Source organism: Microbulbifer sp. ABM4_008, from assembly GCF_056311705.1.
On the sequence record NZ_CM149970.1, the window covers coordinates 1,458,852 to 1,475,491 of the forward strand.

Below are 16,640 nucleotides of genomic sequence, written 5' to 3' on the forward strand. Positions count from 1 at the left end.
CTTATTCTGGTTTGCTGGCATACATCAAATAATTGACGTCGACATCCCGGGGGTTCAATTTGTAGCTTCGGGTAACCGGGTTATAAGTCATACCGGTTATATCGTGCGCTTCCAGGGACTCATCGCGCAGCCAGGCGCCCATTTCTGAGGGGCGGATAAACTTACTGTATTCATGAGTGCCCTTGGGCAGTAAGCGTAGGACATATTCTGCTCCGACTACGGCAAACAGCCACCCTTTAGGGGTGCGGTTGATCGTAGAGAAAAATAGTTTGCCGCCAGGTTTTACAAGTTTCGCGCAGGCGCGAATGACAGAAGAGGGATCTGGTACATGCTCAAGCATCTCCAGGCAGGTAACAATATCAAAGCTCTCGGGCGCTTCTTCTGCGAGTTCCTCTACTGCCACTTTGCGATAATTGACGCTGACGCCACTTTCGAGGGCGTGGAGTTTGGCGACATTGAGTGGGGCTTCCCCTAGATCGATACCAGTGACATCGGCTCCCCTCTGCGCCATGGCTTCAGCCAGGATGCCGCCACCGCAGCCCACATCGAGGAGCTTCTTACCGGCAACCGGAGCATGCCCGTCAATGTAATTTGCACGCAGTGGATTGATTTCGTGTAGTGGTTTGAACTCGCCTTCCTTGTCCCACCAGCGGCTGGCAAGTTGCTCAAATTTGGCGATTTCTGAGGGATCTACATTGCTCATGAACTTCTCTGCAAACTCCGTCGCTCGTAACCGGCATTTTTCAGTGATTAAGCCGGAATCAGTTATCTAGCGTAAATTTCCGCTGATTCTATCACGCCATATTTGCGCCCGCTGGATAACCTCAGTTTCGTTTAAGGTTTGTAGCTGGCGCTCCTTTAAAAGTTGTCGCCCGGCAACCCAGACATCACTGACATTGTGTCCTCCGTTGGCATAAATCAACTGGGACACTGGGTCATGCAAAGGCTGCTGTTCTAGACCGCCGAGATTGATGGCAGCAATGTCTGCGCTTTTACCTACCTCCAGGCTTCCGGTTATATCTTCTATTCCCAGTGCTTTGGCTCCGTTGATGGTCGCCATGCTCAGTGTCTGATGCGCGGGTAGGGCTGTTGCGTTCCCGCTAACAGCTTTTGCCAGTAGTGCGGCTGTGTTGGCTTCGGAGAACAAGTCTTGGGTGTTATTGCTCGCAGCGCCATCGGTGCCAAGGGATACGTTGATGCCGGCTTCCAGCATGTCATAGGCTTGGCAGAAGCCTGAGGCGAGCTTGAGATTAGATGATGGGCAGTGAGAAACATGGGCGCCACTTGAACTCACTAGCTCAATATCTCGCTGGTTGGTGGCCACCATATGTACACAAAGTGTCTGCGGCCCCAGCAGCCCAAGGCGGAATAGCCGCTCGGTGGGCCTCTCTCCAGTAGCGTTCAGGGCGCTTTCAACTTCAGCGTGGGTCTCGTGGAGGTGCATTTGCATGGGGATCTGCGCTTCGGCAGAGCAGACTGCAATTTTTTCCAGTGTTTTATCTCCCACGGTATAGGGGGCGTGGGGTGCAAATACCACCTCAATTCGATCGTGCGCACGGTAATCATCGCGTAACGCCAATCCTTTGTGCAGGGCCTCATCGCTATTGCGGCTCCAGGGGGTTGGGGCATCCAGCACGGGGAAGGCGATATGGGCCCTGATTCCGCTCTCCCGCGCAGCAATGGCGACGGCTTCCGGGAAGAAGTACTGATCAGAAAAAGTAGTAGTACCAGAGCGCAGCATCTCGGCAATCGCTTGCCGGCTGCCGTCAGCTACAAATTGCGGACCTACCCAGCGTTGCTCTGTCGGCCAGATGTGCTGCTCCAGCCACTCTTTAAGGGGGCGGTCATCAGCGTAGCCGCGCAATAGCGTCATGGGCGCATGGTTGTGAGTATTAATTAACCCTGGAATTAGTGCGTGTTGCCCCAGGTCGACTTCATCTGTTGCCCTAAAACGAATTGAGGCCTCAGCTGTGGGTACCAGGGCAGAGATTTTGCCCTTTTCTATTGCGAGTGAACAATTTTCGTACACTTTTTTCTCGGGTACGACGGGTATGATCCAGCGTGCGTGGATCAGGGTATCGACAGCTTGTTGCATGAGGAGTTATCTGGTGGCTGCTGTGGGGGTGTTTTACTGTAGCCGCAGTCAATGGGGGCGACAACTGTGGTTTGTGCCGCAGTTGGATATCTCCGAGTCCTGCGGCTCCAAACATCTCAAACTATGGTAGAATCGCCCGCTTATCCCGGGCACAGTACGTACGCCCGCGCTATAAAAGGAACGCCGTAAGCCATGGGCGAATTAGCCAAAGAAATCTCTCCGATTAATATCGAAGAAGAACTCAAGCAGTCTTATCTCGACTATGCCATGAGCGTGATTGTCGGGCGCGCACTGCCGGATGTACGCGATGGCCTCAAGCCGGTACACCGCCGCGTGCTCTACGCGATGAGCGAGCTTAAAAACGACTGGAATAAACCTTACAAGAAATCAGCGCGTGTCGTTGGTGATGTAATCGGTAAATATCACCCGCACGGAGACACTGCGGTCTACGACACTATTGTGCGTATGGCGCAGCCGTTTTCTATGCGTTACACCTTGGTAGATGGCCAGGGTAACTTCGGTTCTATCGATGGTGACAGTCCAGCTGCCATGCGATACACCGAGATTCGTATGGATAAGTTGGCCCACGAGCTGCTGTCCGACCTCGATAAAGAAACTGTTAATTTTGTCGATAACTACGATGGTTCTGAGCAAATGCCGGAGGTATTGCCTTCACGTGTGCCGAACCTCTTGGTCAATGGTTCCTCCGGTATTGCGGTGGGCATGGCCACCAATATCCCTCCCCATAACCTGGGTGAGGTGATCAAGGCTTGTCTGGCTCTGATCAATAATTCCGAGTTGACCGTCGACGACCTGATGGAGTACATCCCCGGGCCGGACTTCCCCACGGGCGCCATCATCAATGGCCGCGCCGGTATTCTCCTTGCCTACCGCACTGGCCGTGGGCGCATTTATGTGCGTGCCAAAGCAGATGTGATCCGCGATGACAAGACCAATCGCGAAACCATCATCATTACTGAGATCCCCTTCCAGCTGAATAAGGCGCGCTTGATCGAGCGTATTGCTGAGCTGGTAAAAGAGAAAAAGATCGAGGGTATCTCTGAGCTGCGCGACGAGTCCGACAAAGACGGCTTGCGCGTAGTGATTGAGCTTAAGCGGGGAGAGCTGGGTGATGTGGTTCTGAATAACCTCTATTCCCAGACCCAGCTGGAAAGCGTCTTCGGTATCAATATGGTAGCCCTGGTCGATGGCCAGCCCAAGGTATTGAACCTCAAAGAGCTGCTCGAGCACTTTATTCGCCACCGCCAGGAAGTCGTTACCCGTCGTACGGTCTACCTGTTGCGCAAAGCCCGCGAGCGCGGTCATATTCTGGAAGGTCTGGCGATTGCCATCGCCAATATCGATCCGGTAATCGAGCTGATCAAATCTTCCGCCACACCGGCAGATGCCCGCGAGGCGTTGCTGGCTAAAGGCTGGCCTGTGGGCAATGTACAGCAGTTCCTGGAGCGGGCTGGTGCTGATGCCTGCCGTCCAGATGATCTGCCGCAAGAATTTGGTTTGCGCGACAACTCTTACTACTTGTCCCCGGCCCAGGCTCAGGCAATTCTTGAATTGCGCCTGCACCGCCTGACGGGCATGGAGCACGACAAGCTGCTGGCAGAATACCAGGATCGACTGGAGCAGATTGCTGAATATCTGCATATCCTCGGTAGTTTCGAGCGTCTGATGGAAGTGATCCGCGAAGAGTTAGAGCAGCTGTCAAAGGACTTTAACGATGAACGTCGTACCGATATCGTTGCGTCTCGCCAGGATCTGACCGTTGAAGACCTGATTACCCCGGAAGACAAGGTAGTAACTATCTCCCACGGTGGTTACGCCAAGAGCCAGCCTCTAACCGATTACCAGGCCCAGCGCCGTGGCGGTATGGGTAAATCCGCGACCCAAGTAAAAGACGAGGACTTCGTCGAGCATCTATTGATCGCCAACTCCCATGACACCCTTCTGTGCTTCTCCAATAAGGGCAAGGTGTACTGGCTGAAAGTCTACGAAGTGCCCACTGCTGGCCGAGCCTCTCGTGGTCGCCCAATGGTTAATATGCTGCCCCTGGAAGAGGGTGAGCGTATCAGTAGCATGATGCCGGTGTCCGAGTACGACGAAAATCACTTTATCTTCTTCACCACTGCCAATGGCACCGTGAAGAAAACCCCCCTCACCGCTTTTGCCCGCCCCCGCAGTGTTGGTTTACGTGCAATTGAATTGGAGGAGGGCGATCGCCTGGTAGCCACTGCGATTACCGATGGTGAGCGCGATGTAGCGCTGTTTACCAGCGCCGGTAAGGCAGCGCGCTTCTCCGAGTCCAATGTGCGCTCTATGGGCCGTGTTTCCCGTGGTGTTCGCGGTATTCGTATGCAGGAAGGTCAGCAGGTTATCGCTATGGTTATCCCTGAAGAGGGTGGCTCTGTGATGATGGCTACTGAGAATGGTTACGGTAAGCGCACGGCTATCAGCGAATTCCCCACCAAGGGGCGCGGTACCCAGGGTGTTATTGCGATCGCGGAAAGTGAACGTAACGGTGCCTTGGTTGGGGCCTGTCAGGTGCACCCAGGTGAGGAGATGATGTTGATCTCCGATCAGGGCACTCTGGTGCGTACCCGTGTTGATGAAGTCTCTGTACTTGGGCGCAACACGCAGGGGGTGCGAGTGATTCGCCTGAAGACTGGCGAGAAGCTGGTTGGTCTCGGTCGCATTGAAGAGACCGAAGATGACGGTGAAGAAAACGGTGGGGAAGAGTGACCCACCGCTCCAGACCACTAAGAAAGGCTGCGTTTATCGCGGCCTTTCTTGCCTTTGGCTCCCACGAAAAACGCTAAAGGCGCGATATCTATCCCCCTGAATGGCAATTTGTGCGTAGACACATCTAGTTGTATTTGAAACCTTTTTTGTATTGTGGAAATCAACTCATGAGGAAGTTTAATTTCTGTGCAGGCCCTGCCGCTTTACCGCAGCCCGTGCTGGAGCGGGCGCAAAGGGAGTTGCTCGATTGGCAAGGGCTCGGTTGCTCTGTAATGGAGGTCAGCCACCGCTCTCCAGAGTTTGTTGAAGTAGCTGAGCGGGCCGAGCAGGACCTCCGCGATCTGCTCAGTGTGCCGAGCAACTACAAAGTGTTGTTTCTTCAGGGTGGGGCAACTGGACAATTCAGTGCCGTGCCCTGGAATCTTCTCGGTGCCGGTTCATCCAAAGCTGAATTTATACACTCCGGTAGTTGGGCGGCCAAAGCGATTAAAGAAGCTCGCCGCTACGGTGAGGTAAATGTGGTTGCATCCAGTGAGGATCGCAACTTCAGCTATGCACCTGCGGCAGACAGTTGGCAGTCGAGTGGGGATGCGGCTTATTTCCACTATACCCCCAACGAGACGATTGGCGGTGTTGAGTTTGGCTATGTGCCGGAAGTGAAGTGCCCGCTAGTGGCGGATATGTCCTCAACTATTTTGTCTCAACCGATTGAGGTGGAAAAGTTCGGTGTTATCTATGCCGGTGCGCAGAAAAATATTGGCCCCTCAGGTATCGCTGTAGCCTTGATTCGGGATGATTTACTCGATCGCTCACTGGAAAATATTCCTCGCAGTTTGAGCTGGAAGGTGGCTGCAGAAGCGGGCTCTATGGATAACACGCCACCTACTTTCGCTTGGTACTTATCTGGTCTTGTCTTCCAGTGGTTGAAAGATCAGGGGGGTGTTGATGCGATGGCTAAGCAGGCCGATGCCAAATCCAAAATGCTGTACGACTTCCTCGACAGCAGTGACTTTTTCTCCAGTCCGGTTGAGGAGGGAAGTCGCTCCCGTATGAATGTGCCCTTTGTGTTGGCTGACGACCGCCTGGATAAGCAGTTTTTGATTGAGTCAGAAGAAGCGGGTTTGTTGAGCTTAAAGGGGCACCGCTCTGTGGGTGGTATGCGGGCGTCGCTATATAACGCCGTTCCCATGGAGGCAGTGGAAGCGCTTGTGGCATTTATGGCGGATTTTGAAGCGCGCAAGGCTTAGGCGGTTAATTCAATCTTGATGATTTCTAGAGAAAGTAGATAAACGAATGGCAGAGGAAACTGTGAGTGGCGACCAGCGACTGCTGGAGCTGCGCAATCAGATCGACAGTATTGATGGAGAGATTGCTCGCTTAATTAGTGAGCGGGCTCGCTGCGCCCTGGAGGTTGCAGAGGTTAAGAAAGCTACTGGCGAGGATGCTCTCTATTATCGGCCGGAGCGTGAAGCACAAGTGCTGCGCAAGGCTATGGAGCGCAATAATGGTCCGCTGACTGATGAAGAAATGGCGCGACTGTTTCGCGAAATTATGTCGGCCTGCCTGGCCTTGGAAGAGCCCGTCAAGGTGGCCTACCTGGGCCCTGAGGGTACCTTTACCCAGCAGGCGGCATTAAAGCACTTCGGCAACTCTGCCCAGAGCCGGCCGCTGGCGGCAATTGATGAAGTTTTCCGTGAGGTAGAAGCAGGTGCCGTCAGTTACGGTGTTGTGCCGGTAGAAAACTCTACCGAAGGGGTGATCAACCACACCCTGGACAACTTTATGCACTCCAACCTGAGTATCTGCGGTGAGGTGGAACTGCGTATCCATCATCACTTGATGATCTCAGATGTAACGCGCCCAGAGTCAATCACTCGTATTTATTCCCATGCGCAGAGCCTGGCGCAGTGCCGCAAGTGGCTTGATGCCCATTATCCCAATGTGGAGCGTGTGGCGGTTGCCAGCAATGCGGATGCGGCCAAGCGCGTTAAGGGTGAGTGGAATGCTGCGGCGATAGCTGGCGATATGGCAGCGGAACTCTATGGGTTGAAGGTGCTGTCGGAGAAAATAGAAGATCGCCCGGATAATTCCACCCGCTTCTTGATTATTGGTACCCAGCAAGTGCCTGCGAGTGGGGATGATAAGACCTCATTGATGGTATCAATGCGCAATGAGCCAGGTGCTCTGCACGATCTCCTGGAGCCGTTTCGTCGCTACAGCGTCGATTTGACCCGGGTAGAGACCCGGCCATCGCAGTCTGGTAATTGGACCTATGTGTTCTTTATCGATTTTAGCGGCCACCGCGATACCCAGGGAATTGCTGAGGCGCTAAAAGAGGTTGGAGGCTGTGCCTCAGATTTGAAAGTGCTGGGTTCCTACCCTCGCGGAGTGCTGTGATGGCGCAAGCTCAAATTGGCCGACTGCTGGTTGTTGGGATCGGTTTAATTGGGGGGAGTTTTGCCCTTGCACTGAAAGCTGCCGGGGCTTGCAGAGAGGTTATCGGGGTCGCTCTGGAAGAGAGCGTCTGCGATGAAGCCAGGGCGCTCGGTATTGTTGATCGGGCCAGTACCAATCTCGAGCTGGTATTGCCGCAGCTGGAGCCGGGCGATTTAGTGTTTGTGGCTGTGCCGACACTGGCAATTGAGTCTGTATTCGCGCAGCTGAAAGAATACCTGCCGGTGGGAGTCACGGTGACAGATGGCGCCAGCGTAAAAGGTAGCGTGGTGACAGCGGCAGAAAAAGTGTGGGGAAGTGCTCCAGATTTTCTGGTGCCAGGGCACCCAATCGCTGGTTCTGAAAAAAGTGGTGTTACTGCGGCGAGAGATGACCTCTATAGGGATCATCGCATTATCCTGACGCCGCTTGCGAATACAGGGGCTGCTCATTTGCAGCTCGTGGAGCGAGCATGGCAGGCCGTAGGAGCTGAGCCCCTGACAATGTCAGTGGAGGAGCACGACGAGGTTCTGGCTGCTACGAGCCATCTTCCCCATGTCATCGCTTATAGCCTTGTGGACACTTTGGCCCACGATGCGGAAAACGAAAATATCTTCCGCTATGCGGCGGGAGGCTTCCGTGACTTTACTCGTATCGCTTCCAGTGACCCGGTGATGTGGCGAGATATTATGCTCGCCAATCGGGATGCCATCTTAAAGGCCATCGACCTATACAGTCTCAACCTTTCTTCCCTGCGAGACGCTATTGCCTCCGGTGATAGCGCTGCCCTGATGGGGGTTTTTACCCGCGCCAAAGCGGCAAGGGATCACTTTACCAAAATGTTGGCAAAACAAGCGTATTCGGAACCTATGCAAGAACAAGAGATTACTTTTATCGTGCAGCCGGGCGAGGCTGTGAATGGCAAGCTCAGGGTGCCGGGGGACAAATCCATGTCGCACCGCTCTATTATGCTGGGCTCCCTGGCCGAGGGAGTTACAGAAGTTGAGGGCTTCCTGGAGGGTGAGGATGCACTGGCAACCCTGCAGGCTTTCCGCGATATGGGGGTCGTAATTGAGGGGCCGGACAACGGTCGGGTTGTAATTCATGGCGTGGGTCTTAATGGCTTGCAGGCACCGCCCGGACCGCTATATCTCGGTAACTCTGGGACCTCCATGCGCCTGTTGGCTGGATTGCTTGCCGGGCAGGATTTCGACGTAACACTCACTGGCGATGAGTCCCTGTCAAAGCGCCCGATGAATCGCGTGGCTAACCCCCTGCGTGAGATGGGTGCAAATATTGAGACTGGCCCGGAAGGTCGTCCGCCGCTTTTGATTAAGGGGGGGAGTGCGTTGAAAGGGATCGATTACCCGCTGCCGATGGCCAGTGCCCAGGTGAAATCAGCGGTATTGCTGGCTGGGCTCTATAGTGAGGGTCAAACGTCTACCGTTGAGCCGGCGCCTACTAGAGATCATACCGAGCGCATGCTGCAGGGCTTTGGTTATAAGGTGGAGCGGGATGGTGCTCAGGCTAAGTTGGTGGGCGGTGGCTCACTGAAATCCTGTCGCATCGATGTGCCTGCCGATATTTCTTCAGCCGCATTCTTTATGGTTGCTGCCGCTATCTCTCCCGGTTCCGATGTTGTGCTGGAGCATGTGGGGATCAATCCCACCCGCGATGGGGTTGTCAATATCCTCCGTGCAATGGGCGGAAATGTCGAATTGCTGAATATGCGCGAAGTGGGCGGTGAGCCGGTGGCGGATATTCGTGTTCGCTATGCGCCCTTGAAGGGAATTCGCATCCCTGAGGATCAGGTACCCCTGGCGATTGATGAGTTTCCTGCATTGTTTGTTGCGGCAGCTTGTGCAGAAGGTGAGACCGTCCTGACTGGTGCGGAGGAGTTGCGGGTCAAAGAGAGCGACCGGATTCAGGCGATGGCAAATGGCTTGATTGCACTTGGGGTAAAAGCTGAGCCAACACCGGACGGTATCGTGATCCAGGGCTGCAAAGAGGGTGCGGTATTTTCTGGAGGCACCGTCGATAGCTTGGGGGATCACCGTATTGCTATGGCGTTTGCAGTGTCATCGCTGCGCGCAAAGGATACAATCCGCATCCTTCACTGCGCCAATGTGGCGACCTCATTCCCGAACTTTGCCGAACTGGCAACGGGCGCGGGTCTCAAGTTGCAGTTGGCGTGACACGGACATTCAAGTTTGGGCGGTTGTGATTCGTTTGAGCGCATCCGCCAGAGATGTTGAGTTGTATAGATAATATGAGTGATACAAACGGGTTGCCACCAGTAGTTACCATTGATGGTCCCAGTGGTTCGGGCAAGGGGACCATTGCAAAGCTTTTGGCTGATCGCCTGAAATTTTCCTTGTTGGACTCCGGGGCCCTTTATCGGGCTGCAGCTTTGGCCGCACTTAATAAGGAAGTTGACCTCTCCAATGACAAGTTGCTGACCGAATTGGCGAAAGATCTCGATGTGCGCTTTACCGTGAGTGCCGGTCAGTTGCAGGTGTGGCTGGAAGAGAGTGACGTCACCGCAGATATCCGTATGGAGCGGGTAAGCATGGCCGCTTCCAAGGTCGCGGCAATTCCCGGAGTGCGGGCAGCGCTGCTGCAGCGCCAGCGGGACTTCCGTCAAGCCCCCGGCTTGGTTGCCGATGGTCGGGATATGGGCACTACCGTGTTTCCCGACGCGCCGGTCAAGGTTTACCTAACCGCCAGCGCTGAGGAGCGCGCTAACAGGCGTTTCGCTCAGTTGCAGGAGAAGGGGGTTTCTGTTAGCCTCCGCGACCTGCTGGAGGACATCCGTGCCCGAGATGCACAGGATATGAACAGAAAAGCCTCCCCCCTGGCTCCCGCTGAGGATGCGGTTGAGCTGGATAGTACGGGGGTGGGTATTGATGAAGTCCTCGGAAAAGTGCTCGATTTGGTTCAGGACCGTATTTCACCCTGAAGTTTGGGCAATAAATAGTTTTCTAACGACAGCGGCCGGGATCAGCCAGAATCGCCCGGCCGTTATCGTAATCCGACCCGCGTGCTGGCAGCGCGGTTGGGGTCGCGGCTGGCGGTTGACTAGACTTAACAGTTACCAACGGCTGGACCCAGCACTATAGGTAATGTAATGAGCGAGAGCTTTGCTGATCTATTTGAAGAGAGCCTGAAAAGCGTTGAAATGGCACCGGGCGCAATTGTTACTGGTGTTGTAATCGACGTAGATAAAGACTGGGTTACCGTTCACGCGGGCCTGAAGTCTGAAGGCGTTATCCCTGCTGCACAATTCGCCAACGATAAAGGTGAAGTTGAGCTGCAGGTGGGCGACGAAGTTCAGGTTGCCCTGGAAGCTGTAGAAGACGGTTTCGGTGAAACCCGTCTGTCCCGCGAAAAAGCCAAGCGCGCTGAAGCCTGGAAAATCCTCGACGCAGCTCACGCAGCTGACGAAGTGGTTAAAGGTGTTATCAGCGGTAAGGTTAAAGGTGGCTTTACTGTTGATGTTGCCAATATCCGTGCGTTCCTGCCCGGCTCTCTGGTTGACGTTCGTCCGGTTCGCGACACTGCGCACCTGGAAGGTAAAGAGCTCGAGTTCAAAGTTATCAAGCTGGACTCCAAGCGCAACAACGTAGTTGTTTCCCGCCGCGCCGTTATGGAAGCTGCCACCTCCGAAGAGCGTGAAGCTCTGCTGGAAAGCCTGCAGGAAGGCATGAGCGTCAAGGGTATCGTGAAGAACCTGACCGACTACGGTGCTTTCGTAGACCTGGGCGGTATCGACGGCCTGCTGCACATCACCGATATGGCTTGGAAGCGCATCAAGCACCCGAGCGAGATCGTGAACGTTGGCGACGAGATCGAAGTAAAAGTACTGAAGTTCGACCGCGAGCGCAGCCGTGTATCCCTTGGCCTGAAGCAGTTGGGCGAAGATCCTTGGGTATCCATCAAGCAGCGTTACCCAGAGAACAGCCGCGTGAAGGCGGTTGTAACCAACCTGACCGACTACGGCTGCTTTGCCGAGCTGGAAGAAGGTGTGGAAGGTCTGGTACACGTTTCCGAAATGGATTGGACCAACAAGAATATTCACCCGTCCAAAGTTGTCCAGGTTGGCGACGAGGTAGAGGTGATGATCCTGGATATCGACGAAGAGCGTCGTCGTATCTCCCTGGGTATCAAGCAGTGCCAGGAAAATCCGTGGGATGCCTTCGCGCGTAAATTCGCTAAGGGCGACAAGATCTCCGGTAAGATCAAGTCCATCACTGACTTCGGTATCTTCATTGGTCTCGACGGCAGCATCGACGGTCTGGTTCACCTGTCCGACATCTCCTGGAACGAAGCTGGCGAAGAAGCTGTTCGCAAGTTCAAGAAAGGCGACGAAATCGAGACTGTTATCCTGGGCATCGATTCCGAGCGTGAGCGTATCTCCCTGGGCATCAAGCAGTTGGAGTCTGATCCGTTCTCCGACTACGTTACCACCAGCGATCGCGGCAGCATCGTTGTAGGTACTGTTAAGGAAGTTGACGCTAAGCAAGCAGTAATCACCCTGGCGGACGAAGTAGAAGGCGTACTGCGCGCTTCTGAAATCAGCCGCGACAAGGTTGAAGATGCTCGCAACGTCCTTAAAGAAGGCGAAGAAGTAGAAGCTAAGATCACCAGCGTGGATCGCAAGAACCGCGTGATCAGCCTGTCTATCAAAGCCAAAGACCAGGACGACGAGAAGCAAGCTATCAAGGATCACAGCAAGAAGCAGTCTGAACAAGTTCAGCCCGCTACTATCGGTGACCTGATTAAGGCTCAAATGAATAACAAAGACTAATCGTCTTTGAGTGTTCATAGCTCCAAATGGATCATTTGGAGCGACCCGAAAGCCGGACTGGGGTTGCCCAGTCCGGCTTTCTATTAGATGATTGGTGCTCTACTCCAGAATAATCAATGACTTACAAAGGTTGCGGAGCGCATGACCAAGTCCGAACTGATCGAAAGGATTGCGTTGAGGTTGGATCAGCTGCCAGTTAAGGATGTAGAGCTGGCGGTAAAAGTGGTGCTCGACACCATGTCAGATGCCCTGTCTCAGGGTGAACGTATAGAGATACGCGGCTTTGGTAGCTTTTCTCTTCACTATCGAGCCCCGCGTACGGGCCGGAATCCCAAAACTGGGGACGCGGTTGATCTCGCCGGGAAATATGTCCCGCATTTCAAGCCTGGCAAAGAGTTGCGCGACAGAGTGAATCGAAGTATGCACGATGAGGCGAGTATCGAAGTATGATTAGACTCCCTGGCAGCAGTGTGAATACTGCCATTAATCGGGGTGAGCTTCGTCGTTAATCGATAAAGTTTTTTGTGGAACGTGGAGGTTCCCTTGTCATTTTTGCGTTGGCTGACACGCATCGTCTATGGGGTCGTCGCCCTGCTTTGCATTGCTTTGGGGATTTATTTCGCAGTTGCCAATCCGGAGACTATCAAGCCAAATATTGTGGGCTATCAACTGCCGGCGGGAAGTGTAGGCTTTTGGTTGATTGGTTTCTTGTTGCTGGGGTTGTTGCTGGGTTTTGTCGTTAGTCTGCAGCCTGTTTATGCCAAGCGTCGCCAAGTGCGGTCGCTCGAGAAGCAATTGAAGAAAATGGAGCGGGAATTACACACCGCCCACCGCAAGGCTTCTGGAGACTGATTTGCTCGATTTTACCTATTTCTTTTTCCTGCTTGCGGCAATCGCGATCGGCTGGGTGCTGGGGCGAGGCAGCGCCAAAAAGAAAGTGGCGGATTATAGTGAGCAAGAGCATGCGCTGGTGAGGTCTTATGCCCAGGGTTTGAACTATTTATTGAGTGAGCGCCACGACGATACCATCGATAAATTTATTGACTCTTTGGAAGTAAGTCAGGCTACTTTTGACACCCACCTGGCTCTTGGAAGTCTGTTGCGCCGAAGAGGGGAGTACGATCAGGCGATTCGAGTCCATCAAAATTTACTCGGGCGCCCGAGCTTGTCCAGAGTTAGTCAAAACAAAGCTCAACTTGAACTTGCCTGTGACTATATTTCTGCTGGCTGGCTGGATAGAGCTGAACGTCTGCTACAAGAGCTGGTTGAGACCTCTCAGGAGTTAAAGGCTGTTAGCCTGGAACGTCTGATTGAAGTCTATCGGGATGAAAGGGAGTGGGCTAAAGCGATCCATGCTGTAAACCTATTGCATGGTCGACGGTTCAAACGCCTTTCGGCTGACTGGGCCCCGGTTCAGGCTCATTTTTGTTGCGAATTGGCAGAGGAGTCGATAGCGGCAAAGGATTACTTAAGTGCGAGGAAACATATCGATTCTGCTCTGAGTTATGAGCGCAGCTCAGTGCGGGCAAATTTGCTGTGGGGTCGCCTCGAATATCTGCTTAGCAAGCCAAGAGAGGCCATTAAGGTTTTGCAGCGGATCCCTAAGCAGAGTCCGGACTATATTCCTGAAATCCTTGAGTTGTTGATTACTTGTTATGGGGATTTAGGGGATGGCAAGGGCTTGGATCGCTATCTTGAATCTCTGTTGAAAGAGCACCCCTCTAATAGTGTATTGATTGCTCTAACTGAGCGCATTCAGCAGCAGGATAGTGAGGCTGCAGCGGCTGCATTTATGGGGAAGCAGCTGGCGCTGCGCCCGTCTTTGAGGGGGTTGGGACGCTTTCTCGATCTGCATATAGATAGTACAGAGGGTAGGGCGAGAGAGAATCTCTCTCTGCTCAAGACGCTTATTGATCAGCTAATAGCGAGCCGCCCTCACTACCGGTGTAGCAATTGTGGGTTTTCGGGCAATCAGCTGCACTGGTTGTGTCCGAGCTGCAAACACTGGGATTCGGTGCGCTCCGTTAAGGGGATTGAGGGCGAGTAAAGTAATGCTTGTCCTGCTCATCGGGCTGACGGCCTGGTCGGGACGGTTTTTGAAATAAATGAGGTTTTTCTTGCAGTCTAAAGTTTCTTCTCCGGTTATCGTTGCTCTGGATTACGACAATGCTGAGTCTGCACTTGCAATGGCAGATCAGCTCGATCCGTCGCTGTGTCGGGTCAAAGTTGGTAAGGAGCTGTTTACTGCCGCTGGTCCAGACCTGGTGAAAACTCTGGTTGACCGGGGCTTCCAGGTATTTCTGGACCTTAAATTTCACGATATCCCCAATACTGTTGCAAAGGCCGTTAAAGCTGCTGCGAAATTGGGGGTATGGATGGTCAATGTTCACGCAAGTGGCGGTGAGCGGATGATGTCGGCTGCTGCTGAGGCTCTGCGGGAATTTGGCGAAGATAAGCCTCTATTAATTGCGGTTACCGTACTTACCAGCACAACTGCAGAGGAATTGGCTGCAGTTGGTGTGGCTGCTCCGCTGGAAAAGCAGGTGTTGCACCTAGCCTCTCAAGCTAAATCCTGCGGCCTCGATGGTGTAGTCTGCTCCGCACGGGAGGCTCAACTGCTGCACAGTGAATGCGGGGCCGATTTCTCCCTGGTGACGCCGGGAATTCGCCCCGCAGGCTCTGATGCTGGGGATCAGCGGCGTACTTTGACGCCTGCTGAAGCTTTGGCGCAAGGTGCTGACTATTTGGTTGTGGGTCGCCCCATCACTGCGGCTCCTGAACCCCTAGCGGCCCTAAAGTCAGTACTGGCTGAAGTGGCAGATTAGGATGGTTATCTTGCTTCGTAGCTTGTAATGATGTGTAATTAGGCCTGAGCCGACAGAAAGTCGCCTGTTGATATCATGGCGTTGCTTAGGGGAGGTAATTGTAGTCCCAAAGTGAAACTGATAATTCACTGGGAGTTGACCATGAAATTGACCTACCGATTGTTTTCTGTTGTTTTTGCACTCGCTGTTTCGCTCTTTCTAAATCCCCCTACATATGCGGAGGAGTTGGAGAGTGTTGATGCCAGGGAGGTTGAGCTGTCAGTCAATGTTAATAGTGCTTCAGTCGCTGAGCTTGCTGAGAAATTGGATGGCATTGGTGAGGCGCGAGCGCAACTGATAGTTGAGTATCGAGAAGAGCACGGCCCGTTCACATCTGTAGAGCAGTTGTTGAATGTTAAAGGTGTAGGTGCAGCAACCCTGGACAAGAACAGGGGTATAATTCGGCTCTGAAGATTTACGGGTCCCGACTGGTAGGTCCATAGTTGCCTCCGGTCGGGGTTTTGAGTTGATAGACAAGAGAGTCGCGATAGATGAGCCCCCTTGGTACCGTTCAACTGCTTTCCCCGGTAAGATGTAATACTTGGATTACATCAGTCACAAAGCCTCGTAATTTATTGTGTTCTGCCCCCCGCTCTGATCTTCCTTTAATCATTAGCGAATGTTCTCTGCTTGGACGACCTCTAGGGTTTTCCTTTAGGGGTGTGTAGAAAGTTGTAATTGCTTGCGGTGCAAATATTTGTCTGTGTTAAGAGTGGCTGGAGGGGTTGGCTTGCGTGAAAGTGATAAGGGGTTGGTTGGTTGAGTAGTGTGGCTTGGGAGTGGGTAATTCCACTGTTGCTTGCTGTGGTTACAAGCTATGGCGCTACATCGGTGTTTATTGTAAGAATGCGCAATTTTGCGCTCGACATACCAAATAATCGTTCGATGCACTCAGTGCCGGTTCCTCGTACAGGTGGGTGGGCTTTCCTGCTTGGCTGCTTGGTCGCGGTAGTTGCTAGCCCGCTTGATTTGTCTCCGTTGGTGTTGGGGGCGTTTGCGTTACTGTTAGCGGTGTCCGCCCTAGATGACCTGAGGAGTGTGGCTATACATTTTCGCTTTTCAGCTCATCTTCTGGCGGTGGCCTTGCTGTTAATTGCGCTACCGGGAAGGTTGGACTGGTGGCTCTACCCAATATTCATTTTGGCTGGAGCCTGGGCTATCAACCTCTATAACTTTATGGATGGGATGGATGGCTTGGCGGGGTCAATGACGCTCATCGGCTTTTCTTCTCTGGGGTTGGTTTGCGCTTTAAATGGAGATGCTGAGCTAGCTTGGCTCTGTGCGCTGTTGGCTGTTTGTGCATCTGTTTTTTTGGTCTTCAATTGGCCTTCAGCGAAGATTTTTTTGGGCGATGCCGGCTCAACAGGTATAGGTTTGGCGGTGGTTGCTGTCAGTTTGTATGGCTGGCAACGGGGAGCGTTTGGGCTTTGGATGCCGGTGGTTATATTTGCACCTTTTTGGCTGGATGCTACTTACACGTTATTAAAGCGAATGTTGGACGGTCAGCGTTGGTGGGAGGCTCATCGCGAGCACTTTTATCAAAGATATGCAATTCGGGTTGGAGTAAAAAAAGCGCTCGTAGTGCAGTTGGGTGTGATGGTGCTCTTCTCTTCAGTGGCATTAGCGGTCGCCGTATTTGAGAAGATCTGAGTAACCTCTATAGAGGATGGTTTTTTGTTTGTAGGTA

Annotated in this window: 14 protein-coding genes; 12 read left to right on the forward strand and 2 right to left on the reverse strand. The window is 53.2% G+C overall.

Annotation, left to right across the window (positions count from 1 at the left end):
* Window position 1 precedes the first annotated feature (1 nt).
* Window positions 2-703, reverse strand: a complete 702-nt coding sequence (gene ubiG, locus ACYX4J_RS06375; RefSeq protein ID WP_476178115.1) for a bifunctional 2-polyprenyl-6-hydroxyphenol methylase/3-demethylubiquinol 3-O-methyltransferase UbiG — start codon at window positions 701-703, stop codon at window positions 2-4.
* 66 nt (window positions 704-769) lie between these two features.
* Window positions 770-2,095, reverse strand: a complete 1,326-nt coding sequence (locus tag ACYX4J_RS06380) for a TRZ/ATZ family hydrolase (RefSeq protein WP_476178116.1) — start codon at window positions 2,093-2,095, stop codon at window positions 770-772.
* 192 nt (window positions 2,096-2,287) lie between these two features.
* Here ACYX4J_RS06380 and gyrA point away from each other — a divergent pair, with 192 nt between their 5' ends.
* From gyrA to ACYX4J_RS06440, 12 genes are all read left to right on the forward strand, one after another.
* On the forward strand, window positions 2,288-4,849 hold the full coding sequence (gene gyrA / locus ACYX4J_RS06385; protein WP_476178117.1) for a DNA gyrase subunit A: 2,562 nt from the start codon (window positions 2,288-2,290) through the stop codon (window positions 4,847-4,849).
* Window positions 4,850-5,016: 167 nt separating this feature from the next.
* Window positions 5,017-6,096, forward strand: a complete 1,080-nt coding sequence (gene serC, locus ACYX4J_RS06390; RefSeq protein ID WP_476178118.1) for a 3-phosphoserine/phosphohydroxythreonine transaminase — start codon at window positions 5,017-5,019, stop codon at window positions 6,094-6,096.
* Between the two features lie 46 nt (window positions 6,097-6,142).
* Window positions 6,143-7,246, forward strand: a complete 1,104-nt coding sequence (gene pheA, locus ACYX4J_RS06395; protein ID WP_282932042.1) for a prephenate dehydratase — start codon at window positions 6,143-6,145, stop codon at window positions 7,244-7,246.
* Window positions 7,246-9,477: a bifunctional prephenate dehydrogenase/3-phosphoshikimate 1-carboxyvinyltransferase gene (locus ACYX4J_RS06400; protein ID WP_476178119.1), complete on the forward strand. Its 2,232-nt coding sequence runs from the start codon at window positions 7,246-7,248 to the stop codon at window positions 9,475-9,477. Before pheA ends, ACYX4J_RS06400 begins: the two co-directional genes overlap by 1 nt.
* Window positions 9,478-9,551: 74 nt before the next feature.
* Window positions 9,552-10,241 (forward strand): (d)CMP kinase, encoded by a 690-nt coding sequence (cmk, locus tag ACYX4J_RS06405; protein ID WP_476178120.1) that lies wholly within the window; start codon window positions 9,552-9,554, stop codon window positions 10,239-10,241.
* A 168-nt stretch (window positions 10,242-10,409) separates the two neighbouring features.
* Complete coding sequence (gene rpsA, locus ACYX4J_RS06410; RefSeq protein WP_413662670.1) at window positions 10,410-12,089, forward strand: 30S ribosomal protein S1; 1,680 nt, start codon at window positions 10,410-10,412, stop codon at window positions 12,087-12,089.
* 141 nt (window positions 12,090-12,230) lie between these two features.
* A complete protein-coding gene (ihfB, locus tag ACYX4J_RS06415; protein WP_282932044.1) occupies window positions 12,231-12,539 on the forward strand; it encodes an integration host factor subunit beta in 309 nt (102 codons plus the stop codon).
* A 93-nt stretch (window positions 12,540-12,632) separates the two neighbouring features.
* Window positions 12,633-12,941: a lipopolysaccharide assembly protein LapA domain-containing protein gene (locus tag ACYX4J_RS06420; protein WP_413662669.1), complete on the forward strand. Its 309-nt coding sequence runs from the start codon at window positions 12,633-12,635 to the stop codon at window positions 12,939-12,941.
* A 1-nt stretch (window position 12,942) separates the two neighbouring features.
* Window positions 12,943-14,136, forward strand: a complete 1,194-nt coding sequence (lapB, locus tag ACYX4J_RS06425; RefSeq protein WP_476178121.1) for a lipopolysaccharide assembly protein LapB — start codon at window positions 12,943-12,945, stop codon at window positions 14,134-14,136.
* A gap of 70 nt (window positions 14,137-14,206) precedes the next feature.
* The gene (gene pyrF, locus ACYX4J_RS06430) at window positions 14,207-14,914 is read left to right on the forward strand and encodes an orotidine-5'-phosphate decarboxylase (protein ID WP_476178122.1); all 708 of its coding nucleotides are present in this window, start codon (window positions 14,207-14,209) and stop codon (window positions 14,912-14,914) included.
* Window positions 14,915-15,055: 141 nt separating this feature from the next.
* Window positions 15,056-15,364, forward strand: coding sequence for a ComEA family DNA-binding protein (locus ACYX4J_RS06435; RefSeq protein WP_476178123.1), 309 nt, complete (start codon window positions 15,056-15,058; stop codon window positions 15,362-15,364).
* A gap of 357 nt (window positions 15,365-15,721) precedes the next feature.
* Window positions 15,722-16,603 (forward strand): MraY family glycosyltransferase, encoded by an 882-nt coding sequence (locus ACYX4J_RS06440; RefSeq protein WP_476178645.1) that lies wholly within the window; start codon window positions 15,722-15,724, stop codon window positions 16,601-16,603.
* Window positions 16,604-16,640: the final 37 nt, after the last annotated feature.

Bases quoted from the DNA above. Each gene is read 5' to 3' on its own strand.
- ubiG (WP_476178115.1), bottom strand. From the start codon at position 703: ATGAGCAATGTAGATCCCTCAGAAATCGCCAAATTTGAGCAACTTGCC.
- ACYX4J_RS06380 (WP_476178116.1), bottom strand. From the start codon at position 2,095: ATGCAACAAGCTGTCGATACCCTGATCCACGCACGCTGGATCATACCC.
- gyrA (WP_476178117.1), top strand. From the start codon at position 2,288: ATGGGCGAATTAGCCAAAGAAATCTCTCCGATTAATATCGAAGAAGAA.
- serC (WP_476178118.1), top strand. From the start codon at position 5,017: ATGAGGAAGTTTAATTTCTGTGCAGGCCCTGCCGCTTTACCGCAGCCC.
- pheA (WP_282932042.1), top strand. From the start codon at position 6,143: ATGGCAGAGGAAACTGTGAGTGGCGACCAGCGACTGCTGGAGCTGCGC.
- ACYX4J_RS06400 (WP_476178119.1), top strand. From the start codon at position 7,246: ATGGCGCAAGCTCAAATTGGCCGACTGCTGGTTGTTGGGATCGGTTTA.
- cmk (WP_476178120.1), top strand. From the start codon at position 9,552: ATGAGTGATACAAACGGGTTGCCACCAGTAGTTACCATTGATGGTCCC.
- rpsA (WP_413662670.1), top strand. From the start codon at position 10,410: ATGAGCGAGAGCTTTGCTGATCTATTTGAAGAGAGCCTGAAAAGCGTT.
- ihfB (WP_282932044.1), top strand. From the start codon at position 12,231: ATGACCAAGTCCGAACTGATCGAAAGGATTGCGTTGAGGTTGGATCAG.
- ACYX4J_RS06435 (WP_476178123.1), top strand. From the start codon at position 15,056: ATGAAATTGACCTACCGATTGTTTTCTGTTGTTTTTGCACTCGCTGTT.